We start from the raw sequence: 23,555 nt of genomic DNA, 5'->3' as shown, positions 1-23,555 counted from the left end.
TGGGCGTACGTGCGCCGGGTACCTGAAGAGGTCGTGAATCCGGTCGGGAGGAGCTCTTCGTGGGTGGCGTCGATCAGCCGCAACCCTGGTGGCGCGACGCGGTCGTGTACCAGATCTATCCGCGTTCGTTCGCCGACGGCAACGGTGACGGCGTCGGTGATCTCAGTGGTGTGCAACGGCACCTGGACCATCTGTGCGAGCTGGGAGCGGACACCCTCTGGTTGTCGCCGGTGTACCGCTCGCCGATGGCGGACGCCGGCTACGACATCAGCGACCACACCGGCATCGATCCCGTCTTCGGCGACCTGGCGGAGTTCGACGCGTTGCTGTCCGCCGCGCACGAACGCGGCCTGCGGGTGCTGATGGACTTCGTGCCGAACCACACCTCGGACCAGCACCCGTGGTTCGTGGAGTCGAGGTCGTCGCGGGAGAACCCGAAGCGGGACTGGTACGTCTGGCGCGACGAGCCGAACAACTGGCGCGCCGCCCTCGGCGCGGGCAGCGCGTGGACCTGGGACGAGCACACCGGGCAGTACTACCTGCACCTCTTCCTGCCCGAGCAACCCGATCTGAACTGGCGCAACCCCGAGGTCGTCGACGCCATGCATGGAGTGCTGCGGTTCTGGCTCGACCGGGGCGTCGACGGGTTCCGGATCGACGTGGCGCACTGCGTCGGCAAGGATCCCGCGTTCGCCGACGACCAGCGCTGCGCGGCGGGTGCGCCGCTGTCGGACTTCAACGACCAGCCGCACAGCCACGAGGTGCTGCGCGGGATCCGGAAGCTGGTCGACTCCTACCCCGGTGACCGGGTGCTGGTCGGTGAGGTCAACATTCGCTCCACCGCCCGCGTGGCCGAGTACTACGGTGCGGGGGACGAACTGCACATGTCGTTCAACTTCCCGCCGCTGGACGCCCCGTGGGACCCGACGGTCTTCCGGATGTGCGTGCGGGAGGTCGAACGGGAGCTGGGCGCGATGGCGGCCTGGCCGACGTGGGTGCTGTCCAACCACGACAACGAGAGGCACCGCACCCGGTACGGCGGCTCGATGAGGCGTGCGAAAGCCGCCGCGGTGATGCTGCTGACCCTGCGCGGCACGCCGTTCCTGTTCCAAGGCGAGGAACTCGGGCTCGAGGACGCGACGGTGGCCGGGGACGACAGGGTGGATCCGGGCGGGCGCGACGGTGCGCGAGCTCCGGTGCCCTGGCTCGCCGCGGCGCCGCACGGGTGGGACGGTGCGCGGCCGTGGTTGCCGTTCCCGCCGGACGCCGCCGAGCTGTCCGCCGAGTCGGCGGCCGGCAACGCCGGCTCCCCGCTGCACCTGTACCGGCGGCTGATCGCCGAACGAGGCCGCAGCCCGGCGCTGCGGCGCGGTGACTGGGAGGAGCTGGACACTTCTCCGGAAGTGTTCGCCTACAGCCGGCGCTGCGACGGCGACGAACGGGTGACCGTGATCAACTTCGCCGACCGGGTCGTGGACGTGGCGCTGGACGGCCGTTGGCGCGTGCTCGTCGCCAGTGACCGCGAAGGCGAAGGCGAACCGTATTCCGGTGCGGTTCTCCCGGAGCAGGCCTTGTTGCTGCAACCGGACAGGAGCTGAACGAGCACCCCGGTGTGGACGCGTTCTGTCGCGCGATCCGGTCATGAAGGCGGGACAGCGGCTGCGCGCCGTGTCTGCAGTTGCTGATCGCCGGGCTGGAGGCGGGAGCGGACGACTACGTCACGAAACCGTTGACGGCGAGCGCGTCGAAGGTGCAACGCCACCATCGGCAGCCGAAACCGGGCAGTGCGGCCGGGTTGACGCTCAGAAGAGCGGGTAGGCCGTGTGCATGGCTTCTACTACGTTGACCGCGCTCGCGCTGACCTGTTCGCTCAAGCCCTCGCCCGAGCCGTCGAGCAGCGACAAGATCGCGCAGGAGGTGCTGGACGAGCTCGCCGTCCACGGCGTGCAGGGCGACCTGCTGCGGGTCGTGGACTTCGACGTGCGTCCCGGGGTGCAGACCGACATGGGCGAGGGCGACCAGTGGCCCTCCATCCGCGAGCGGATCCTGGCCGCGGACATCCTGCTGCTGGCCACGCCGACGTGGGTCGGCCACCCGTCCAGCGTCGCGCAGCGGGTGATGGAACGGCTGGACGCCGAGCTGTCCGAGACCGACGACCAGGGTCGCCCGTCGATGTACGGCAAGGTTGCGGTAGTGGCGGTGGTGGGCAACGAGGACGGCGCCCACAAGATCATCGCCGACTGCTTCCAGGCCCTGAACGACATCGGGTTCACCATTCCCGCGAGCGGCGGGACGTACTGGAACTCCGAAGCGATGAAGCCCAAGGACTACGTAGAACTCGACGAGACGCCGGACGCAGTTGCCTCGACGAACAAGAAACTGGCGAGCAACGCCGTGCACCTGGCGCGGTTCCTCCGGCAGGTCCAGTTCCCGCCGGTCCAGTGAGGAGTGTCCACATGAGCGAGCTGCGAGTGGTGCACGAGTTCACCGGTCCGATGCCCACCGGGGTGAGCGTGTCGCACACCGGCCGGGTCTTCGTGAACTTCCCGAAGTGGGGCGACGAGGTGCCGGCGACCGTCGTGGAGCTGCGCGACGGAGCCGAGGTGCCGTTCCCCGACCAGGAGTGGAACTCACCGGCGTCCGATGACGACGACGGTGCGTTCGTGTCGGTGCAGAGCGTCGTGGTCGACCCCGCTGACCGGCTGTGGGTGCTCGACACGGGCAGTCCCGAGTTCCGGCCGACCAAGCCAGGTGGACCGAAGCTGGTGTGCGTCGACCTGGTCACTGACACCGTCGCGAAGGTGATCACGTTCCCGCGCGAGGTGGCGCTGGAGACGACGTACCTCAACGACGTGCGGTTCGACCTGCGCCGCGGTGAGGCCGGGATCGCCTACATCACCGACTCGGCGGACTCCGGGCCGAACGGGATCATCGTGGTCGACCTGGACAGCGGCGAGTCGTGGCGCAGGTTGCACGACCACCCGTCGACCAAGGCCGAGTCGCTGGAGTCGTTCCGGCCAGTGGTGGAGGGCAGCCCGTTCCTGGAGCGTCCGGCCGATGGAGAGCCGAAGGCGGTGTCCATGGGTGCGGATGGCATCGCGATCAGCGCCGACGGATCGCGCCTGCACTACTGCGCGCCGGCCTCCCGCCGGTGGTACAGCGTGCCGACCCACGCCCTGCTGGACCGGTCGCTGCCTGATGACGAGGTGGGGGAGCAGGTGGTGGACGAGGGCGACAAGGGAGGCGGTTCGGACGGGCTGGAGACCGACGACGCCGGCCGGCTGTACCTGACCGACTTCGAGCACAACGCGGTGCTGCGCAGGCTGCCGGACGGCACGTTCGAGACCGTCGCGCACGACCCGCGCCTGCTCTGGCCGGACACGATGTCCATCGCCGGAGGCCACCTCTACGTCACGGCGAACCAGCTGCACCGGCAGGCGAAGTACCAGGGCGGGGAGGACCGCAGGCAGAAGCCGTACCACCTGTTCCGCGTGCCCATCGACGCCGGACCCGTCCAGCTCCGGACGTCAGGAGGAACTCCGTGAGCATGGCGCAGGACTACGACACCGACCTGGTCCGCGTGATCACCGCTTCGACGAACTCCTGTCGAAGCTGATGCGGGAACTCCGCCACCGCTGATCGACGCCTGGGACCGCGCTGTGTTCACGCGGTGCGGTCCCGGGTCACCGTGCTCAGTCACCGGTGGGGAACGTCTCCGGTTCCAAGGTGTCGATCTGCCGGGTGTGCAGCGGATGCAGGGCGCGGGTCTCGTCCAGCCACAGGAAGGCGTCGTAGCGTCCACCGAGCCTGGTGGGCACGTAGTTGCGCATGTGATCGTGCACGGGGTCGTACACGACGCCGATGGCGCGGTGGGGGAGTTCGGTGGTGAGCAGGTCGGGGCGGCCGCTGCGGGGAAACACCATCAGTGCCCGTTCAGGGGCGCTCGCGTGCAGCGCGTGTTCGAGCGAACCGGGCCGTGCTTCCGGGACGGGCATCTCGCGCAGTGGCGCGCCCCACGAGCTTCCCGCGACGACGGTGCCGTGGTGGCTGCCGAAGCCGATCAGCACCACCTGGTCGTCGCCGTGGCGTTCGCGGGCGAGCTGGCCGATGTTGATCGTGCCGGACACCGCCATGGTCGTGGCGCGGGCGTCCCCGACGTGGGTGTTGTGCGCCCACACCACCGCCTTGGAACCGATGCCGTAGTGCAGCAGCAGCCGGTGCAGCGTCTCGTCCATGTGGGTTTCGCGGATGTTCCAGGACCCCGGTCCGCCGGCCGTCATGGCCCGGTAGTAGCGCTCGGCTCCGGCCACGACCTCGGCGTTCTGCCACGCGCCGAAGGAGCCGGTGTCCTCGGTCGCGGCACGGTCACGCAGCCGCACCAGCAGGTCGACCACTTCGTTCTCGCAGCCGGCCGGGACGAGCCGGGTGGCCATCGCGTAGTCCCGGGCGCTTTCGCCGTAGGGCTCGAAGCAGTGGTAGGCGGCCAGCGCGGCGGGGACCTCGCCGGGGTCGTGCTCGCGGAGGTGGACCATGATCTCGCGCAGCGACTCCCACAGCGAATACACGTCCAGCCCGTGGAAGCCCACCCGCTCGCCGTCGTCCACCGCGGAGTTGTGGCGGCGCAGCCAGCGGGTGAAGTCGGCGACCTCCTCGTTGGCCCACATCCACGTCGGCCACCGGTCGTACGCCAGCAGCGCCGCACGTGGATCTTCGGGCGCGCCGGCGGAGCAGCGCACGGCGCGGTCGACCCGGTCGCAGTCCGGCCAGTCACCCTCCACAGCGACGAACGAGAAGGCCTTCTCGGTGATCAACCGCTGGGTCAGGGCGGCGCGCCACCGGTAGAACTCGTGGGTGCCGTGGCTGGCCTCGCCGATCATGACCACTCGAGCGTCACCGATGCGGTCCAGCAGCTCGTCGAGGTCACCGGGATCGGTCAACGGCGCGCAGAGCGCCGCGACCTCGTCGTCGAAGCGGTTGGTCACCGGTAGCGCGTCGGGTGCCACCCCGTCAGGCCGGTGACCGTTCATCGGGACCTCCATCGGCGGTTCGGCCTGATCAGGCCCGAGTACCCGTCCGCATCACCGGCAAACGGCTGGTCGCATCGGTACACGTGCGGTGGCACCGGGTGGCCCAGGAACATGACGACCACGCAGATCCGGGACACCGAGGCCGTCCACCGCTATCGCCGAGCCTGCGACTACGCGGCCGCGGCGATGATCTGCCTGAAGGACAACGTGCTGTTGCGAGAGCCGCTGCGCCGCGAACACCTGAAGCCACGGCTGGAGCTGGGCTACGCGCTGGCCACCGCGTTCGGCGCGGCCCTGGACAAGCCGGACCTGCTGGTCGCCTGCCTGGTCGGTGACGGCGAGGCGGAGACGGGACCCACCGCGGGCTCGTGGCACGCGAACAAGTACCTCGACCCGCGCACGGACGGCGCTGTGCTGCCGGTGCTGCACATCCTGGCCGCGATCCGTTCGAACGGGGCTCCGGACTGACGTCCGCGGAACACCCCTTGGCACGCGACGAGCTCGCGGGCCGGAATCCCGCCCACGTCCGGCAGACTCGCCGTGGCGGCCGCCGGCTGCGCACCGGGCTGATGTCCGCACCGCGGTCGCACCTCGTGATCGGTGCCGGCGCGGCCACCGACGTGATCTTGTGGCTCGCGGGTACCCGGCCGGTGGTGCGACCCGGACGAGCGGTCGCCGTCCGAGGGAGCGAGATGAACGCACGAGGTCAAAGCTCGCCGGCCAGCCGCAACCAAGCACTGGCCAGCATCCCGAGCGGCCTGAACGTCCTGGCGGGGATCTGGCTGATGGTCGCCGCGGTCGTGCTGGACCACGGTGGGACGGTGGCGGGACTGGACACGCGCTGGGTCGACCTGACGATCGGGTTCGCCATCGTGCTGGTGGCGTTGACGCGGGCGATCTCGCCGCGAGCGGTGGCCAGGACCGGGTGGGTGGTCAACGTCGTGCTGGGCGCGTGGCTGGTCGTCGCTCCGCTCGTGCTCGAGTACGGCAGCAGGGCGGTCGTCGTCAACGACGTCGTGGTCGGAGCCGTCGTGGTGGTGCTGACCTGTGCGAACCTCGCTCTCACGAAGCGGGCACGCCCGGACCTGGACATGAGCAGGCAAGTGGGCGACTCCGCCCGGTTCGAGTGACGATCACGGTGCGTCGGCAGGTGAAGGGGGACGTGACGGAACCGGATCCCGGCTGACGAGGGCTGACGTGACCACGACGACGCTGCTCTGGACAGCGCACCTGGGTGATCACGGAGGGGCACATCCCGGGTGCGAGTCGGCCGACGGCGCTTGGGCGACGTCCGCGTCAGCTCCGTGTTCAGCCACGGTCAGGTCGACCACGAGACAGGCGGATCGACCGATGCGCGAGGCTGAGCCGCGCGGCATGCTGTGCCCGTGGCCGTTGATCCCCGTGGTGCGGACTTGAAGCGACTGCTCGCCGAGGACTCCGGCGGGCCGGTGGTGATGCTGAACCTGCTCCGGTTCGCCGAGGGCGGCGCCGAGTCGTATCTGGAGTACGCGCGTCGCCTGAGCGAGACGTTCCTGCCCCGCTACGGAGGCGAGATCCTCTATGCCGGAACCGGGTCCACGGTGCTCGTGGCCGAGGAAGGGCAGAGCTGGGACGCGGTGATCGTCGTGCGCTACCCGGACCGGAGCGCGTTCAGCCGCATGGTGGCCGACCCGGAGTACCAGGAAGTGACCCGGTTGCGCACGGCCGCACTGACCGAGGCGGTGCTCCAGGCCACCACCCCCTGGAGCTGATCCGGCCCGGCTGGTGAGCGCGGTCGTCGGCTGTCCGCCGCGCCGGCCGGATCAGCGCAGGAAGTGGTCGAGGGTGAGCGGCAGGTCCCGTACGCGGACCCCGGTGGCGTGGTGGGCGGCGTTGGTGATGGCGGCGGCGGTGCCGACGATGCCGATCTCACCAATTCCTCTGGTGCCCATGGGGTTGGTGCCAGCTTCTCCCGATGGGGTCCGCAACGACACGACGTCGCACAACCGCTCGCCCCGCGTCGCCGAACCGTGGTGGCCAGGCGAACGGTGGACGCTGTTCCGCCTGCCCAAGCGGCCTGCAGCCGCGGTCCGCGGACGATGCCGCAGGCGGGCTGCTCAACCGGACGAGCCGGGAACAGGCGGCCAAGGCGCGTCGGAGACCAGGTCGTCGGTGGTCGCCGGGTCGCGGCCGGCCCACCAGCCGGCCGCGACGACGAGGACCACGCATCCCGCTGCGAGGATCAGACCGAGTTGGTCGACGGTCCCGCGTTCGGGAGGAAAGCCCAGGGTCCAGCCGAGGGAGGGGCCGAGGAACGCCAGACCGGTCAGCACGGCGGCGGCGTCCACCACCGCCACACGTGACCGGCGCACCGCTCCCTGCGCCATCGTGAGACCGATGCCGATGCCGATGAGGCTCAGCGCGAACACCAGTGCGGGAACGGTGGACGTCCCGGAGCTGGAGTAGGTGAACGCCATCAGGCCGGAGATCGGGACCACCGCCACGAGGAGGAAGACGAGTGGCAGCACGGCGACGAGCACGTGTCCGAGCCGGGCGCGGGCCCGGCAGACCGCGACCGACATCCCGATCAGCAGGGCGAGCAGGGTGATCGTTCCGGCTTCATCCACGTCGTGTCCGATCACCTGGCCGAACCCGGTGAGCGGCGCGGGACGCAGCTCCAGCCCGGTCGCCGCGACCACGACCGGCACGCGTCGCCACGCGCCGTCGGCGCCGCGAACCGCGAGCCCTTCGACGCCGTTGGCCACGATCACTTCGTGTCCACCCGGGACGGCACGGACCTGGACGTCCACACTGGCCAGTTTGGACACGCGTTCGATCCCGCCGGGGAACGGGTGCTGGCGCTTGACGAACAGCCACCGGGCGGCCGGCACCTCCCAGGCGGTGTGCCAGGTCCGACCGGCGTCGGTCGTCTCGTCGACGCCGAGCAGCCGGCCGCCGCGTGGTGTCGCTTCAACGACGCCGAGGTCGAGGCCACCACCGTGCACCCGGTAGCAGTGTGCGGTGTCATCAGGCACGCAAGCTTCGACCTGCTGGCGCTCCGGCAACTGTCCGTGCGGCGTTTCCGGCAGCAGCGTCCAGTCTCCGACACCGGAGCCGGAACCGTACAACCGCTCGTCCGCCTCGATGACCACCTGCCCGCCCACGACCTGCACGGAGTCCACCGACGGAATCCTCGTGGAGGGCGGGGAAGTCGCGGCGATCGCCAGCACCGCGAACGGCACCGCGAGCACCACCCGCAACCGGTGAGCCGGGCGGTCCGGCAGTGGCGGAGCCGCCGCCGACCGCCGCCAGGCCCACCACGCGAGGCCCAGCGCGGGCAGCGCGATCAGGTCGCTCGGGTCGGCCAGAACGACCGAAGGCCCGTTGACGACAGACCACGCCGCCGACGCCACCTCGGCTCCCGTGCTGGTCAGCTTGACCCAGGCGAATCCGGCTCCCGTCAGCAGCGTCGCCACCGCGGCGCCGATCTGGCCGGCGCGGAACAGGCCGGACAACAGCCCCAGCACCGCCGGCGCCACCACCAGTCCGGCGACGTCACTGAGCTTGCCGGTGACGAGGCCAGGCCACGCCTGTTTGAACACGTGGTCGTTGAGCAGCAGGACCGCGGTGGCACCGACGGTCAGCGGATGCGCCACCCAGCGCAGGAAAACCCCAGCTCGCATGAGGCCAGCCTGCGTTGCCGTGATCACGGCAACGACTCGGCCCGGCCCCAGATCGGCCTAGCAGGAGGCGAGGTCGCGCGCATCAACCGGCCACCCGAGCCGCTTCCAGGTGGCTCCGGAATGCGAACAACTTCGTTGCGGTGGTGCGACCTGGAGTCGCTGGCCGTCGCGTATCAGTCGGCGAGGCCGGGCAGGTGGTAACCGGTGTGGTCGTCCCACTCGATCTCGTAGTCGTCGAGGGTGAAGGTCCAGTCCGCGTCCGGCACCGCGCTGCGCAGCGCGGTGACCGCAGCCAGCCAGTGCACCAGCGACGGGACCGCCCGGTCGTCCGCGCCGGGCAGCTTGGTCGACCCGTCGAGCACCGTTCCCGGCTCCAGCCGGTCGTAGAGGTACAGGCCCTCTTCTTCCAGGGCGAACGGCGCGTTCGTGTTGCAGGTGTCGACGACCTGGCCGACCGCCGTGAGCTCGGCGTCGGTCAGAGGGGTCGCGCGGCGAGCTGTGTAGTAAAGGGAGACGCCCACGCGGGCCACCCTAGCGGGCTCCACTCAGGACAGGTGTGAAACGACAGATCCGCGCTCGAGAACACCGGCTGATCTATGGTTCCAGCCGCGTCAGCTGTTGCGCAGGATGCGGTAGGCGAGTCTGGGTGAGAGCCGCATGAGCGTTCGCAGCAGGCGGACCTTGCCGATGTGGATCTCATCGGAGCCTCGGCCGATGCCGGTGATCACCGCTGCGGCGGCGTCAGCGGGACTGATCTTGCCGCTGCCGCGCCCGAGGGTCATGTCGGTGTCGACCAGCGGCATCACCGCGTCGATCACCCGGACGTGGGGTGCGGAGTCCTGGCATTGGTAGCGCAGTGCGCGGCTGAAGGTGCGCACCGCGGCTTTCGTGGCGCAGTAGACCGGCGCCGAGCGTTTGGGTGCCAGCGCGAGGCCGCTCGTGATCGTGACGATCGCGGCGGACGGGTGTCGGCGCAGGTGGGGGAGCAGCCCGGTGGTGAGCGCGACGACGGCGTCGAGGTTGACGGCGATCTCGCGGCGAAGGACTGACCGCAGCGCCGTGGCGTCGTCGGCGAAGAAGTCGGTGAGCGTCTGCACGCCGGCGTTGTTGATCACCACGGAGACGTCGGGACGGCGTTCGGTGACGTCGTGGATGAAGGCGTCGACCGCTGTCGGGTCGGCGAGGTCGACGGGCCAGGCGTGGACGCGGTCGCCGTGTTCGGCCGCCAGTGACGTGAGGTGGTCGCGGTCGCGCCCGACCGCCACCACCCGCGCGCCGCGCGCGACCAGTTGGCGGGTGAGCTCGCGGCCGATGCCGCGTGTCGCGCCCGTGACGAGAGCCGTGGTTCCGGTGAGGTTCATGCACTTGTCTCCTTCGCCGGCTGCCGGGTGAACGCGGACCGGTAGGCCGCGGGTGTCATGGCGGTGCGGCGTTTGAACTCGCGGGTGAGGTGGGGCTGGTCGGTGTAGCCGCAGGCGAAGCCGACGATGCCGAGCGGGTGCGTGGTGTTCATGAGCAGGTCCGCGGCGGCGTCGGCACGGGCGGTGGCCAGCAGAGCGGTGAACCCACCGGCGGGCTGCAGGGTGCGCTGGAGGGTGCGTGCCGACGTGCCGAACCGGGCCGCCAGTTCGCGCAACGTCCAGCCGCGGGCGAGATCGCCGGCGAGTAGGTGGCGTGCGCGCGTGGCCACGTCGGTGCCGGTGACCTGCGCAGGCGCCTCTGGTGAGCTTCCAGACCAGGTGAAACGCCAGAGCGCGGTGCCGCGACCGGTCTCGGGAGGTGTGAGAACGCCGTCGGCGTAGACCACCTGGTGGTGTGGTTCGAGCGTGACGACGACCCCGCGGGTGCCGATTGCGGTCATCAGCGCCGCCAGCACCCCGAGTACGAGCACGTCCTCGGCGGGCTCCGGCCGGGTTCCGGATCGCCCGACGTGCTCGGCGACGAGCTGATCGGCACACGCCGCATGGACGACCACGCGATGACGGGAGTGGACGAAGCGCTCGAGCCGGCTCCACCGGTCGAACAGGTCGGAGGGCGTACCGGCGGCCGTGAGGGCTGAGATGGCCGGATCGGGCGGTAGCTGCGGGAGGTACCGCCCGACGCGCAGCAGCGGGAGCAGGCCGTGTTCCTGCGTGATCTCCGTCAGCAGCCGGCGCTTCGCGGCGAGCGGCACGAGCGCGCCGATCGGTGCGGGGGCCGGGACCGCGATTCCTTCCGCGGTGAGTGCGTGCTGCACCGCGGCGACCAGGACCGCGCTCGCGAATTCGTCCACCGCACTCCCTCAGTTCCGATTTGCCACGGGACAACGCTAAGACAGGTCGCGAACGTGTGTCTTGAAGGATCACGCCAGACTTCCCTGCCGCCGGCATGCGCACCGGAAGCGGCCGCAGGGGCGCGAAGAGAAGCCACGAAGTTCGCGCAGTCGTGGTGAGCCGCGTCGGTTTTGAGTCGATTTTGGCGGGTACTGCTGCTGTAGCAGTAGTGATCAGTGGGCCGAAGCGACGCAGACCAGGGGCTGCGTGAGGAGAACCGTCATCGTGAAGATCGTGATCACCGGGGCGTCGGGCAACATCGGCAGCGGCGTGCTGCGGGCGTTGGCCGCCGACGACGAAGACCACGAGGTCGTGGGCATCTGCCGCCGTCCACCTGCGGGCGGGCCGCCGTTCGACGCGGTGTCCTGGCAGGCGTGCGATTTGGGCGACGAGGACTGCCGCGGTGTGCTGGACGAGGCGATGGCAGGCGCGGACGCCGTGGTGCATCTGGCGTGGATGTTCCAGCCGACGCGGCGGCAGTTGCGGCTGCACCGCGCCAACGACCACGGCACCACGGCCGTGCTCGACGCCGCTCGCCGAGCCGGGGTCAAGCACGTGGTGCACATGTCGTCCATCGGCGCCTACCGTCCCGCGGGTGATCGTCCGGTCCCGGAGAAGTGGCCCACCACAGGTATACCGGGCTCGGTGTACGGCATCGGCAAAGCGCGGGCCGAGACCACCCTCACCGGGTTCGCCTCCGACAACCCCGACATCGCCGTGACCGTTCTGCGGCCCACCCTCGTGGCGCAGCGTGCGGCATCTGCCAGCTTTCTGGCCCTGTTCTTCGACCCCTTGGCGCCACGATGGTTGATTCGCCTGTTGCGTGACGGACGCATACCTTTGCTGCCCTTGCCGTCAGGCCTGCGGGTGCAACTCGTGCACGCCGACGACGTAGGCGACGCCGTCGTCCGCGTCCTGCGCACCCAGGCCACCGGAACGTTCAACCTCGCCGCCGAACCCCTGACCGCCGCGGACCTCGCGCAGGTGGTCGGGGCGCGCGCCGTACCCGTTCCGAGCGCGATCATGCGCGCCGCGGTGAACCTGCTGTGGCGGGCGCGAGCCATTCGCATGTCACCGGGCTGGTTCGACGTGGGCACACGCTCACCGCTGGTGGACACCACGCGCGCACGTACCGAGTTGGACTGGGTGCCGCGTACGTCCAGCGCCGACTGCGCGCGTGAACAGATCATCGGTCTCGCTGACGCCACCGCCGGCCCCAGCGCCGCACTCGCACGCGCCAAGCTTCGCGAGGACCACCGGGCGACGCCCGCTTCCTGATCGGGCACCGCGCTGACCTGGCGCCGTCAGAGGAACGAGGCGATGACTGAAGGTTCGCCACACAGGCCGGGCAACGCCGCCGAGACGCGACCGACTCCGTGCTGGGTAGACGGTGACCCTGGCGGCACGGTGGTGGTGTTCACTCACGGCACGTTCGACGACCATCACAGCTTCGACATCGTGCTGAGCTACTTCACCGACGCCGGCTATCGGACGGTCAGGTGGGACCTGCCCGGCCACGGCTGCGACCCGGCCGCCGCACAAGGCTTCACCATCGGTGGTGCGGCTCGCGATCTGCTGGGCCTGATCGATCAACTCGGTGCCGAACGCGCTGTCCTCATCGGACACTCACTGGGCGGCTACATCAGCCAGGAAGCCGCGATGCGGTCACCGCACCGGGTGCTGGCACTGGTCGTGATCGGCACGACCAGTCTCACCCACCGGCCCGGTGCCGCACCCATGACCGCTTTGCGCGCGTCGCTGCCGCTGCTACGGCTGTTGCCGTTGTGGCTGCTACGGCAGCGGGTCGCGCGCCACAGCGCCCACACGGCCGCTGCTCGCGCTCACACCCGCCGCGCCGCCGAGCACACCACCAAGAACGTGGTCGTCCGGACGTGGGCGGCGTTCGTCGACGCCATCCGCCACATCGATCCTCGCCGCCGCCTCCGCGTGCCGGCACTGGTCTGCCACGGGGAACAGGACCACACCGGCATCATCGCGACAGCCGCACCACGCTGGGCACGCCGCCACTCCAACATCACCTACCACGTCATTCCGGGCGCCGGACATCTCGCCCACCGCGACAACCCCCGTCACACCGCGCACGCGCTGCTCTCGTTCCTCGACGCTGCAGTCCACCGGAACGGATCGGCGCTGGACAGCGGAGGCCGCCGGTGATCGAACCGGATTGAATGGCCTCATAGCAGAGGGTCGGGCACCGTCAGACTCCAGCGTCCCGTGCGCTCGACCGTGCGCGGCGTGACCACGATCGGTCCAGCGTCATCGTTTAGCAGCAGCCGGAGCCGCTGGCCGGCGCGCCGGTAGAAACGCAGCTGAGTCCGCCGCCCGACCAGGCGCCACCCCCACCGCATCCACCACGGGGCTCGCGGGTGCAACTGGGAATGGCTGCGAGCGACGAACTCCACCGCTCCGGTGTCGTGGTGCTTGATCAGCTCGTAGTCCACCCGGCCACGCTCGAGATGGCCCTGCAGCGTCTGATAGCTCCATCCCCACAGGCTGTGCTGCTCGGACACCTCGTCCCGCACCTGTGTCACGCGCACACCCATCAGGAACCGCACGGCGGGAAGCCGCGCCTGCAGCACCATGTCGCGTCCCAGCAACTCCGAGGCGGCCTCGTAGAAGCCGCGCACGATCTCAGGCGGGGTGAACTCGTAGCTCTCCACCAACGGCCTCGCCCGCTGCCACACCCCGCCGTCGCACGGCGGGCCAGGCACCTCCCGCCCCAAGTCATGGCGGTGAACGTCGAACGTCCACTCAGGCGCACGCACCTCTCGCGGGTCGTAGTTGAGGTCCCGCTCACGCAAGGACCTCAAAAACGAACCGACGGCCACTCCACCCGACCAGAGCACTCGCACGCCCCACCTCCACGATCTCGTCGTCATGGACTACCCCGGATTCGCCGCTTTTCTCAACGTGTTGTGCCACCTGACGTCAACCGCGACCGCACATCCACTGACCAGTCAGCCCCAGGCATGAGAAACCGGCAGTCCGTCTCAACTGGACCGGGGCTGTGGAAGCGCTTTCACCCTTCTGCGATCATGTTGCGCCATGGATCGTTACGAACAGTTCCGCAGTGCGGCAATCGATCGAGGCATTCCCGAGGACGAGGTCGGCAGGTTCGCCGAGCACCTCCGGTTCGCGGTGTGGGCGTGGCCGGGCAAGGACGGGGAGGAATTAGTCGGCCAGATGGGCGGTCTTCCCCGCTTACCGGTGGGCGTGGAATGGCCGGGCGGCGAGTCTCCGTTGCCGTTCATCGGTTCCGTCGACTGCGCGGCCTTGCCACGGACCGAGGGGCTCGGTCTGCCGGCGGACGGATCGCTGTTGTTCTTCCTGCACCACGAGGAGGACATGGACGAACACCCGTCTTCCGCCTACTCGCAGGTCCTGTACGTTCCCGCGGGCACGGAGACGGAGGTGGCGGCACCGCCGCCCGACCACGATTCCAGGACGTTCTTCTGCGAGGACATCCCGTTCGTCATCCCCGAACAGCGGATCACCGCGCGGGTGCGGCCGGAACTGCCGGACTGGATCGAGGACCGCGACGTCCAGTTCAAAGCGGAAAGCGTGAAGCAGCTGGTCGACGAGCTGAAGCACATCGACCAGCTGTGCGAGGTCGTCGGCGAGCTCTGGCCGGAGAAGGGCAACCGGTACCTCAGCACGCTCCAGATCGGCGGGTACTGCCGCAACGTCGGCAGTTCGGACGACCCGCTCTTGCAGATGTCCTTCGACAGCGTCCAGAGCCGGCGGGCAGCGGGCTCGGAGCTGTCGGTCGACGAGCGGGGACGCCTGCAGCGCGAGGAGGAGCACCGGCTGGTCCTGGAATGGCTGCCGCTCGCCCAGTTCTCCACGCAGAGCGACGTCTACTACGGGTGCTTCCTGCTCCGCGCCGAAGACCTGGCCGCGAAGCGCTTCGACCAGATGCGTTCCTACACGATGTTCACCGAGTGAGCCCGGACGGCTGGGTCGCGTTCCCCGCCGGAGTCCGTTCCTAGTTCGGAACTGTGGTCACGCACGACCGTTAGACGGGCGTGCGTGACCACTGCTGGTTGGTGCCGGTGTTGCAGGTGTACTGCTTGAGGATCGCTCCGTCCACAGTGGAAGCGGCCGGCACGTCGACGCACTTGTTGCTGTGCCGTGCCCGGAGCTGGAAGTGGCTGCCGCCGGCGACCATCTGGAACTGCTGGTTGGCGCCGCTGCCGCAGGTGTACTGGACGAGCTCGGCGCCGTCGCTGGTGGACGCGCTCGTGACGTCGAGGCACTTGCCGCTGTGTCGGCTGACGATGCGCCAGTAACCGCTGCCGGCGTCCCGGAACTCCCACTGCTGCCAGGCGTTGCCGCTGTAGGTGTACTGGCCGACACGCGCGCTGTTGTCGGTGTTCGGCTGTTGGACGTCCATGGCCTTGCCGCTGTGGCGCGCGGTGATGCGGTAGAACGTCGCCACGGGCGGGTTCGTGCCGTCGCCCCAGGCGTACCGGAGCCGGTCGGCGCCGGAGGTGTTGCGGATGGTCAGGTCGAGGTTGGTGCCGCTGCCGCTCAAGGAGTACATCGAGTAGTAGTCGTAGCCGATGTTCCCGGGCTTGCCGCCGATGGCCGGCCAGTAGGTGCCGCCCATCCGGTTGTCGCGCATGACCTGGGCCATGGCGCGGATGTGGCGCACGAAGTTGTTGCCGCTGTTCGCGTCGCCGTAGTCGAGGCCGGTGGACATCGGCGCGCCGAACTCGGTGGCGACCGCGCGGGAGGCGCAGCTGCCCAGCCGCGTCTGGATGTGGCTGCGGAACTGGTCGTACGTCATCGCGTCGTAGAAGAAGGCGTAGTGGTGGAAGGACAGCAGCGTCGAGTTGAAGCGGCTGTCGCTGCAGACGTCCCGCAGGTCCTGGCTGTAGCCGATGCCGCCGATGAGCACCCGGGAAGGCACCGCGGAGGTGTGGTGGCCGAGCCAGTTCGCGGCTACGTTGCGCCAGTCCGCCGAGCTGTAGCCGACCGGCTCGTTCATCGGCTCGAAGTAGACGTTGCCGTTCGAGCCGTAGGTGTTGGTCACGCTGGACCACATGCTGTTCCACGCGGCCATGTTCGTGATCTTGCCGTTGGAGGCGGCGCCGTCCTCCCAGTAGGCGAGGATGACCTTGAACCCGCGTTCGGTGGCGGCGTCGATAGCGCCCCGGTAGGCGTTCCACCAGGTCGTGTTGGCCACGGTGTGGGTGTTGATGGGCAGTCGGACGGTGTTGACCCCCAAGGTGGAGGCCATGTCGTCGTAGAGGGCGTTGGCCTTGGCCCGCACGGTGGCGTTGCTGTCGGACTGGCTCAGGCCCTGCACGACGAGCGTGGTGGTGCTGAAGTTGTCGCCCAGCACGGCCCAGTTCACTCCGCGGAACTGGCTGGTGGCGGCGTCGGCCGGGGGAGTGGCGACGACCAGGCTCAGCGATGCGGCGAGCGCGGCCACCGCCAGGGTGATCAGTGATCGGCGCGACGACCGGGTGTTTCGCGATGGTCCTGGGTGATGACGGTCGTGCGCCATGATCACTGTCATGAGGTGTCCAATCGCCGTGCCATGCGCGCTGCCTGGATGAGGATCGCGGACCTCTAGTCAATCGTCCACCGCTGCCCTTCGAACCGTCGAAGCGTTCGACGGCGGAGGCGCGGGCCCGGCCCGGCCCCCGTGCCCGGAACAGCCGAGCTGATTCTCGGCCGGACCGTGTGCCGCGCGCCCTCCCGACGTGCGACGACGGAGATCTACTTGCTGCGCTGCAAGGTGGAAAGCGCTTACCGGCCGCAGTCGAATGAATCGTTTCAATCATTGACCGGTCCCGGTGCGCGGTGTTGTCATGGAGGCGCGACAGATCTGGGAGCGTTCCCAGAAAGCGAGCAAAAGGAGCAATGGTGCTCAGCAATGTTGGCGCGCGCGCACTCGCCGTGGGAACGGCGCTCTGCGTGGTTGCAGGTGGCTTCGCGGCCGGGGGGATGGCTGCGGCCGCTCCCGGCTGCGAGGTCGACTACCTGGTGCAGAACAAGTGGCAAGGCGGGTTCTCCGCCAACGTCACGATCAAGAACCTCGGTGATCCGGTCGACGGATGGAGGCTCGCGTGGACATTTCCGGGTTCTGAGCGTTATGGCGAGGGCTGGAACGCCACGTTCGTGCCGTCCGGTGCGGACGTGGTGGCGTCCAACGTGGACTGGAATCGAGCGATCCCGAGCGGTGGGAGCGTGTCGTTCGGGTTCAACGGAACGGTGTCCGGATCCGAAGTCGGTGAACCGCAGGCGTTCACGCTCAACGGGGTCCTGTGCACCGGCGGTGTGGAGCCGACCACCACGACCACGACGACCACGACCACGACGAGCCCGGATCCAGGGCCGGAACCGGGTGATCCGACCGGGCGCAAGCAGGTCGAGCGGCTGGACCGCGGTGTGGTCAGCGTGCGGTCGGGCAGCGGGAACCTGGTCAGCTGGCGGTTGCTGGCCGGGGACGCGCGGGACACCGGGTTCAACGTCTACCGGGGTGGGACGAAGCTCAACTCGGCACCGATCACGGCGTCCACGAACTACCTCGACTCCGGTGGTCCCTCCGGTGCGTCGTATACCGTGCGAGCGATCGTCAACGGTGCCGAGCAGCCGGCTTCCCCGGCGTCGTTGTCGTTCGGAGCCGGCTATCTCGACGTGCCGATCTCCCCGCCGGGTAGCGCTTACACCGCGAACGACGCGAGTGTGGGCGACGCGGACGGCGACGGGCAGTACGAGATCTTCCTGAAGTGGTATCCGAACAACGCCAAGGACAACGCGCAGGCCGGTGTCACCGACAACACCTTCATCGACGCCTACCGTCTCGACGGCACCCGGCTGTGGCGCATCGACCTCGGCCGCAACATCCGCTCCGGCGCGCACTACACCCAGTTCCAGGTCTACGACTACGACGGTGACGGCCGTGCCGAGATCGCGATGAAGACCGCCGACGGCACCCGCGACGGCCGGGGGACGGTCATCGGCAGCGCCTCGGCCGACCACCGCAACGGTGACGGCTACGTGCTGGCCGGGCCGGAGTTCCTGACGATGTTCAGCGGCCTCAACGGTGCCGCACTGTCCACTGTGAACTACGACCCGCCACGCGGGAACGTGGCGTCGTGGGGAGACGGCTACGGCAACCGCGTCGACCGGTTCCTCGCGGGTACCGCCTACCTCGACGGTGCTCGTCCGTCGCTGATCATGGCGCGCGGCTACTACACCCGCGCGGTGATCGCGGCGTGGGACTTCCGCGACGGCCGGCTGGTGAAGCGGTGGACGTTCGACTCGAACGCCTCCGGCAACGGAACCTATGCGGGACAGGGCAACCACTCGCTGACCATCGGTGACGTGGACGCGGACGGCCGCGATGAGATCGTCTACGGCGCGGCGGTCGTGGACGACAACGGCCGCGGCCTGTGGAACACCCGCTTCGGGCACGGTGACGCGGCCCACCTGGGTGATCTCGACCCGTCCCGGCCGGGCCTGGAGTACTACAAGGTGTCCGAGAACGGCAGCCAGCCCGGTTCGTGGTTCGCTGACGCGCGCACCGGTCAGGTCCTCTGGCGGACCGCGCCGGCGGGCGACAACGGCCGCGGTGTGTCCGGTGACGTCCACGCCGGCAGCCCCGGCGCCGAGTCGTGGTCGAGCGCGGACAGCCAGCTGCGCAACACCAGGGGGGAGACGGTCGGCCGCAAGCCGTCGTCGGCGAACTTCCTGATCTGGTGGGACGGCGACCCCAGCCGCGAACTGCTCGACGGCACCCACGTCGACAAGTACGGCACCGGCGGCGACACCCGCCTGCTCACCGGGTCGAACGTGCATTCCAACAACGGCACCAAGTCCACCCCGTCGCTGTCCGGCGACATCCTCGGCGACTGGCGCGAGGAGGTCATCTGGCCGACGAGCGACAACCGGGCGCTGCGCGTCTACAGCACTCCGAACCAGACCGACCGCCGCATCCCGACGCTGATGCACGACCCGATGTACCGGGCCGCGATCGCCTGGCAGAACACCGCCTACAACCAGCCGCCGCACCCGAGCTTCCACATCGGCGGCGGCATGGCCACTCCGCCGTGGCCGGACGTCCACTACGCGAAGTGACCGGTGCGTAGGTCGATGACATCCTCCTCCGCCGTGTCGATCTGACCCGGCTCGAACGAAGGGCCGGTTCGCGAGGTTCACCCTCCCGGACCGGCCCTTCCGTTCCACTGTCGAGCTTCGGGCTCAGGAGCGTGGCAGCATGCCCACGAGCAATGTCATGATGGCGCGCCGCAGGGCTGTCCGCAGGTCGATGCGGTGGACCGCCAGTGCCGGCTCGGACTCGTAGACGGCGAGCAGGCTCGGTGGCGGCGAGGTGTAGGCGGACAGCGCGCCGGCCGTCAGCAGGACGGTCAGGCAGAACTCTTCGGCGTGGTCGCCGACCTCGGGCAGGTACCGCCGGACGAGATCGGCCATCACCGCGAGGTTGCTCAGCGAGGCCATCTTGTGCCGGCGGACCACCTCTACCGAGACGTTGTGCTCGAGCACTCCGCCCTGCGCGCCGTAGAGGTCGCAGAGCGCCGTCTGGGCGGCCAGCGACCGGCCGAGCGCGTCAGCCGTCTGTTCGGCCCGTTCCACAGCGGCCCGGTCCAGGTCGACGGCGTGGGCGAGTTCCTGCTCCAGCTCGGCGAGCCAGGTCGCCGTCCGGTCGTCCATCAGGTCGAGCAGCACCGCCTCGCGGGACTCGAAGTAGCGCAGCACCGCTGTCTTGGCCAGGCCGACCCGCCGGCTCAGCTCGTTCAGGGTCACCTCGGCCACCGGCATCTCGTCGAGCATCGCCGAGGCCGTCTCCAGGATCGCCCGGCGCCGGACCTCCCGCTGCTCCTCGGTGCGCGCCCGCTGGAACGTCATGGCGTCGATCCTAGCTTGGGTACCGCCGGTACCTTGACAGTGTACCGGCGGTACATTAGCGTTCGAATCGTAAGTTACCGGCGGTACATTAGGAGTTCGCGATGAAGTGGACCGAGCAGCAGATTCCGCGCCAGGACGGCAGGGTGGCCGTGATCACCGGTGCCAACACCGGACTGGGCTTCGAGACCGCACGGGGGCTGGCCGAACGCGGCGCGGCGGTCGTGCTCGCCGTGCGCGACACCGAGAAGGGCGAGCTGGCCGCCGCCCGGATCAACGGCGACGTCTCCGTGCAGGAGCTCGACCTGACCTCGCTGGAATCGGTGCGCGCCGCCGCGACCGACCTGCGCGCCGCCCACCCGCGGATCGACCTGCTGATCAACAACGCCGGCGTGATGTACACCCCGAAGCAGACCACCCGCGACGGCTTCGAGATGCAGTTCGGCACCAACCACCTGGGCCACTTCGCACTCACCGGTCTGCTGCTCGACCGCCTGCTGCCGGTGCCCGGCTCCAGGGTGGTCACGGTCAGCAGCACCGGCCACCGCATCAACGCCGCCATCCACTTCGACGACCTGCAGTGGGAGCGTTCCTACAGCCGGTCCGCCGCCTACGGCCAGTCGAAGCTCGCCAACCTGATGTTCACCTACGAGCTGCAGCGCCGGCTGGCCGCGCACGGCACCACCGTCGCGGTGGCCGCACATCCCGGTATCTCCAACACCGAACTGGCCCGCAACACGCCGCCGGTCGCCCGCCGGGTGATCACCTGGCTCGCTCCGGTGATCACCCAGCCCGCGACGGCGGGCGCGCTGCCCACACTGCGGGCCGCGACCGACCCGTCCGTCCTCGGCGGGCAGTACTACGGGCCCGACGGCCTGGCCGAGCGGCGCGGCCACCCGAGGCTGGTCGCCTCCAGCTCCGACTCCTACGACCTGACCGCGCAGCAACGCCTCTGGGTCGTCTCGGAGGACCTCACCGGCGTGCGGTTCCCGGTGGGTCAGGCAGTCGCCACGGCGTGAGCCGTGAGCGGCGTCGAGAAGCCGCCAAGTGGAGGACGACCACGACGACGACCTGCACCGCCAGGACGAATGCCTGGGTGACGGGCGACTTCACGGTCAGCACCGCGACGGTCGCGTTGACCCCGAAGTGCACCGCGATCGCCGCGACGACCCCCGCCCGCTCGCAGGCGTGACCGGTCAGCAACGCCATCGGCAGCACGCTGAGGCTGAACAGCAACCCGCTCCAGCTGAACAGCCCCAGTTCGGACTGCACGGTGCCGCCGATGAAGAACAGCGGCAGGTGCCACACCGCCCAGGCGACACCCAGCAGCAGGCCGGCCCGGAGGCGGCTCATCGTCGCGAGCAGGCGCGGGTAGCCGTGCCACGCCAACCGGGCTCTTCGGCCAGCGGCCCCGCGATCACCATGCTGATCAGGAACGGCACCGGCCCGCCGATGGTCGCGATCAACTTCTGCCCTTCGGTGAGGCTCACGACGGGGCCACCCGGCAGATCGGCGAGCAGCGCGGCACCCACGACGGTCGCCGAGGCCAGCACCAGCAGGGGTAACGCCCACAGCAGCCGTGCGCTCAACCGGAGTGGCACGGTGTGCGCGGGAACCGGCTCGCGACGACGGCCGCGGCGCACTCGCACGACGATCGCCCCGAACACCGGCCCGAACCCGCCGAGCAGGTAGGGGAGGACGGTGGGGGAGCTGGTCGGCGATCCACCGAGGGTGATCGCGAGGAGCCAGAAGGCCCAGGTGGTCACGAACGTGACGGTCCAGAAGACGGCGAGGTCGCTCTTCTGGCGAACGGGGGTGGCGGTGGTCACGACTTCGTCCTTTTCGCGGGGTGCGCGGGCGCGCTGAGGAGAGCCGGTGGTCGGTCGGTTGACCACCGGCTGGTGCTTTCTTTCCTGTCAGGGGTGTTGCTCGACGCCGAGCCTGCGGGCGAGCCAGGAGGTCACCTGCGCGAGCAGGCCGGCGTCGACGGGCTTGCGCAGTTGCGCGGGTAGGAACGGAGGGACGGGCGGCCTGGATCGAGGCGCAGCAGGTGTGTCAGGTCCGGGATGCGGTGGGTCTCCACGTCGCCGGGCACGAGTTCGCGGATCCGGTCGAGGTCGGCCGGATCCACCTGGACGTCCTTGCCGCCGGTGATCGCCAAGGCTGTTGGTGTCACGACGTCCGTCGCGCTGGTGCACGGGTTTCCGCAGGCCACTGGACTAAATGGGACACCGTCCCATATCGTAACCGGGACAACGTCCCACTTAGTTCGGGAGAGACATGCCGGTGACTTACGTGCTGGTGCACGGTGCGTGGCACAGCGGTCAGAGCTGGGCACGGGTCGTGCCACGGCTGGGAGCGAGCGGCAGGCCGGTGTTCACCCCGACGCTGACCGGCTACGGCGAGACCCGGCACCTGCTGAGCCCGGACACGGGACTCGGCACGCACACGGCCGACGTCGTGCGGCTGCTGGTCGAGGAGGACCTCCGCGACGTCGTGCTGGTCGGGCACAGCTACGCGGGCATGGTGATCTCCGCGGTGGCCAACGAGGTTCCCGGGCGGATCGCGCGGCTGGTCTACCTCGACGCCATGGTGCCGGTCGACGGGGAGAGCGCGCTCGACGCCATGCCCGTCGTGCGCGGCATGATCGGCGCCGGCTGGCGGATGCCTCCGCCGCCCGCGCCGTTCGGGTTGTTCGGCATCACCGATCCCGCCGACATCGCCTGGCTCGGCACGATGGTCTCCGACCAGTCCACCCGGTGCCTGGAAGAGCCTGTCGCCATGGACAACCCTGCGCTCGACGCGATTCCCCGCACGCACATCCACTGCACGGTGAAACCGGAGGGCATCGAGTTCCGCCCCGTGCCTCCCGTGCAGCCGAACGGGGAACCCGCCGACGTGCGCGAGCTGGCGACGGGACACGACTGCATGATCACCATGCCCGCGGAGCTGGCCGAGGTGCTGCTCGACATCGGTGACCTGGCCGCCTCACGGCTGTCCTCAACGGCCGGTGCCGGTCGATAGGATGCGGTCATGAGCGACGTTCCCGGCGCCGCGGGCCCACCGCCGCGGCGCGCCGACGCGAGGCGCAACGCCGGGAACGTGCTCGAAGCCGCGGCCGCGGTGTTCGTCACCTCCGGCGTCGACGCGCCGATCCGCGAGATCGCCGCCCGCGCCGGGGTGGGAACCGCGACCATCTACCGCCACTACCCGACGCGGGCCGACCTGATCGTGGCCGTCTACCGGTCGCAGGTGCGGTCGCTCTCCGAGGAGGGCCCCGCCCTGCTCGCCGCCGAACCGGGCCCCCACCGGGCGCTGGCGAAGTGGATCGACCAGTTCGTCGACTTCGTCATCACCAAGCAGGGGCTCGCGTCCGTGCTGCAGTCCGGCGAGTCGTGCTACGACCCGCTGCACGACTACTTCCTCGAGCACCTGGTGCCGGTGTGCACGCGACTGCTGCAGGCGGCCGCGGAAGCCGGTGAGATCGCACCAGGCCAGGATCCCTACGAGCTGATGCGCGGTGTCGGCAGCATCTGCGCGGGCGCGCCGGCGGCCAAGGGCACCCGCTACGACGTGCGGCACCTCGTGCGGCTGCTGGTCAACGGCCTGCGGAGTGTCCCGGCGTTCGAAGCACCCTGATGTCCTGAACCGTGTGC

Annotated in this window: 23 protein-coding genes and 2 pseudogenes; 13 read left to right on the top strand and 12 right to left on the bottom strand. The window is 69.6% G+C overall.

The genetic code is table 11. From position 1 onward, the window contains the following. The first annotated feature begins 59 nt into the window (after positions 1–59). The 3 genes from LX88_RS44360 to LX88_RS22355 all read left to right on the top strand — a co-directional run bounded on the left by LX88_RS44360 (position 60) and on the right by LX88_RS22355 (position 3,545). The gene (locus LX88_RS44360) at positions 60–1,598 is read left to right on the top strand and encodes an alpha-amylase family glycosyl hydrolase (protein WP_258949752.1); all 1,539 of its coding nucleotides are present in this window, start codon (positions 60–62) and stop codon (positions 1,596–1,598) included. A 229-nt stretch (positions 1,599–1,827) separates the two neighbouring features. Then, on the top strand, positions 1,828–2,445 hold the full coding sequence (locus tag LX88_RS22360; protein ID WP_258949751.1) for a flavodoxin family protein: 618 nt from the start codon (positions 1,828–1,830) through the stop codon (positions 2,443–2,445). Positions 2,446–2,456: 11 nt separating this feature from the next. Further along, entirely contained in the window at positions 2,457–3,545 is a 1,089-nt protein-coding gene (locus LX88_RS22355) for an L-dopachrome tautomerase-related protein (protein ID WP_258949750.1), read from the top strand. A 147-nt stretch (positions 3,546–3,692) separates the two neighbouring features. Here LX88_RS22355 and LX88_RS22350 read toward each other — a convergent pair whose 3' ends face one another. After that, positions 3,693–5,027 (bottom strand): erythromycin esterase family protein, encoded by a 1,335-nt coding sequence (locus LX88_RS22350; protein ID WP_258949749.1) that lies wholly within the window; start codon positions 5,025–5,027, stop codon positions 3,693–3,695. Between the two features lie 111 nt (positions 5,028–5,138). Between LX88_RS22350 and LX88_RS22345 the strand changes: the two are divergent. The 3 genes and pseudogenes from LX88_RS22345 to LX88_RS22335 form a co-directional block, all read left to right on the top strand. Further along, positions 5,139–5,459: pseudogene (locus LX88_RS22345) on the top strand (phosphoketolase family protein); the annotation flags it as partial. 53 nt (positions 5,460–5,512) lie between these two features. Next, positions 5,513–6,157: an SPW repeat domain-containing protein gene (locus LX88_RS22340; RefSeq protein ID WP_258949748.1), complete on the top strand. Its 645-nt coding sequence runs from the start codon at positions 5,513–5,515 to the stop codon at positions 6,155–6,157. 282 nt (positions 6,158–6,439) lie between these two features. Beyond that, positions 6,440–6,778: a DUF1330 domain-containing protein gene (locus LX88_RS22335; protein ID WP_258949747.1), complete on the top strand. Its 339-nt coding sequence runs from the start codon at positions 6,440–6,442 to the stop codon at positions 6,776–6,778. Positions 6,779–6,829: 51 nt separating this feature from the next. On the opposite strand, the pseudogene LX88_RS22330 reads toward LX88_RS22335, so the two are convergent. The 5 genes and pseudogenes from LX88_RS22330 to LX88_RS44355 form a co-directional block, all read right to left on the bottom strand. After that, positions 6,830–6,964, bottom strand: a pseudogene (locus LX88_RS22330) (xanthine dehydrogenase family protein molybdopterin-binding subunit); the annotation flags it as partial. 159 nt (positions 6,965–7,123) lie between these two features. After that, positions 7,124–8,689, bottom strand: coding sequence for a hypothetical protein (locus tag LX88_RS22325; RefSeq protein ID WP_258949746.1), 1,566 nt, complete (start codon positions 8,687–8,689; stop codon positions 7,124–7,126). A 173-nt stretch (positions 8,690–8,862) separates the two neighbouring features. Further along, a complete protein-coding gene (locus tag LX88_RS22320; RefSeq protein ID WP_258949745.1) occupies positions 8,863–9,210 on the bottom strand; it encodes a hypothetical protein in 348 nt (115 codons plus the stop codon). Between the two features lie 90 nt (positions 9,211–9,300). Continuing rightward, positions 9,301–10,050 (bottom strand): SDR family oxidoreductase, encoded by a 750-nt coding sequence (locus LX88_RS22315; RefSeq protein ID WP_258949744.1) that lies wholly within the window; start codon positions 10,048–10,050, stop codon positions 9,301–9,303. Next, positions 10,047–10,961: a helix-turn-helix domain-containing protein gene (locus LX88_RS44355; protein WP_258949743.1), complete on the bottom strand. Its 915-nt coding sequence runs from the start codon at positions 10,959–10,961 to the stop codon at positions 10,047–10,049. The genes LX88_RS22315 and LX88_RS44355 overlap by 4 nt, the downstream gene beginning before the upstream one ends. 265 nt (positions 10,962–11,226) lie before the next feature. Here LX88_RS44355 and LX88_RS22305 point away from each other — a divergent pair, with 265 nt between their 5' ends. Next, entirely contained in the window at positions 11,227–12,279 is a 1,053-nt protein-coding gene (locus LX88_RS22305; RefSeq protein ID WP_258949742.1) for an NAD-dependent epimerase/dehydratase family protein, read from the top strand. Between the two features lie 129 nt (positions 12,280–12,408). Further along, a complete protein-coding gene (locus LX88_RS22300) occupies positions 12,409–13,176 on the top strand; it encodes an alpha/beta fold hydrolase (protein WP_258949741.1) in 768 nt (255 codons plus the stop codon). Positions 13,177–13,196: 20 nt separating this feature from the next. Here LX88_RS22300 and LX88_RS22295 read toward each other — a convergent pair whose 3' ends face one another. After that, positions 13,197–13,901, bottom strand: a complete 705-nt coding sequence (locus tag LX88_RS22295; RefSeq protein ID WP_258949740.1) for a DUF1990 family protein — start codon at positions 13,899–13,901, stop codon at positions 13,197–13,199. A 166-nt stretch (positions 13,902–14,067) separates the two neighbouring features. On the opposite strand from LX88_RS22295, the gene LX88_RS22290 reads away from it, so the two are divergent. Then, a complete protein-coding gene (locus tag LX88_RS22290; protein WP_258949739.1) occupies positions 14,068–14,967 on the top strand; it encodes a DUF1963 domain-containing protein in 900 nt (299 codons plus the stop codon). Positions 14,968–15,037: 70 nt separating this feature from the next. On the opposite strand, the gene LX88_RS22285 is transcribed toward LX88_RS22290, so the two are convergent. Further along, the gene (locus tag LX88_RS22285; protein WP_258949738.1) at positions 15,038–16,546 is read right to left on the bottom strand and encodes an RICIN domain-containing protein; all 1,509 of its coding nucleotides are present in this window, start codon (positions 16,544–16,546) and stop codon (positions 15,038–15,040) included. Positions 16,547–16,896: 350 nt separating this feature from the next. Here LX88_RS22285 and LX88_RS22280 point away from each other — a divergent pair, with 350 nt between their 5' ends. After that, the gene (locus LX88_RS22280; RefSeq protein WP_372511387.1) at positions 16,897–19,113 is read left to right on the top strand and encodes a rhamnogalacturonan lyase family protein; all 2,217 of its coding nucleotides are present in this window, start codon (positions 16,897–16,899) and stop codon (positions 19,111–19,113) included. Between the two features lie 123 nt (positions 19,114–19,236). Here LX88_RS22280 and LX88_RS22275 read toward each other — a convergent pair whose 3' ends face one another. Beyond that, positions 19,237–19,902, bottom strand: a complete 666-nt coding sequence (locus LX88_RS22275) for a TetR/AcrR family transcriptional regulator (protein ID WP_258949736.1) — start codon at positions 19,900–19,902, stop codon at positions 19,237–19,239. Positions 19,903–20,003: 101 nt separating this feature from the next. Between LX88_RS22275 and LX88_RS22270 the strand changes: the two genes are divergently transcribed. Further along, positions 20,004–20,918, top strand: coding sequence for an SDR family NAD(P)-dependent oxidoreductase (locus LX88_RS22270; protein ID WP_258949735.1), 915 nt, complete (start codon positions 20,004–20,006; stop codon positions 20,916–20,918). On the opposite strand, the gene LX88_RS22265 is transcribed toward LX88_RS22270, so the two are convergent. The 3 genes from LX88_RS22265 to LX88_RS22255 all read right to left on the bottom strand — a co-directional run bounded on the left by LX88_RS22265 (position 20,872) and on the right by LX88_RS22255 (position 22,075). After that, positions 20,872–21,252 carry a hypothetical protein gene (locus LX88_RS22265; protein ID WP_258949734.1) on the bottom strand — a complete coding sequence of 127 codons (381 nt, stop codon included), beginning with the start codon at positions 21,250–21,252 and terminating at the stop codon, positions 20,872–20,874. The two genes, LX88_RS22270 and LX88_RS22265, sit on opposite strands and share 47 nt — an antisense overlap. Next, positions 21,249–21,728 carry a hypothetical protein gene (locus LX88_RS22260; protein ID WP_258949733.1) on the bottom strand — a complete coding sequence of 160 codons (480 nt, stop codon included), beginning with the start codon at positions 21,726–21,728 and terminating at the stop codon, positions 21,249–21,251. Before LX88_RS22260 ends, LX88_RS22265 begins: the two co-directional genes overlap by 4 nt. Positions 21,729–21,859: 131 nt before the next feature. Next, on the bottom strand, positions 21,860–22,075 hold the full coding sequence (locus LX88_RS22255; protein WP_258949732.1) for an alpha/beta fold hydrolase: 216 nt from the start codon (positions 22,073–22,075) through the stop codon (positions 21,860–21,862). 104 nt (positions 22,076–22,179) lie between these two features. On the opposite strand from LX88_RS22255, the gene LX88_RS22250 reads away from it, so the two are divergent. Continuing rightward, complete coding sequence (locus LX88_RS22250; protein ID WP_258949731.1) at positions 22,180–22,923, top strand: alpha/beta hydrolase; 744 nt, start codon at positions 22,180–22,182, stop codon at positions 22,921–22,923. A 9-nt stretch (positions 22,924–22,932) separates the two neighbouring features. Next, positions 22,933–23,538 (top strand): TetR/AcrR family transcriptional regulator, encoded by a 606-nt coding sequence (locus LX88_RS22245; protein ID WP_258949730.1) that lies wholly within the window; start codon positions 22,933–22,935, stop codon positions 23,536–23,538. The last annotated feature ends 17 nt before the right edge of the window (positions 23,539–23,555 follow it).

Source organism: Lentzea californiensis, from assembly GCF_024648825.1.
GTDB lineage: Bacteria > Actinomycetota > Actinomycetes > Mycobacteriales > Pseudonocardiaceae > Lentzea > Lentzea californiensis.
The sequence above is the reverse complement of the archived record's forward strand: the minus strand, read 5'-3'. Positions and strand labels throughout refer to the sequence as shown.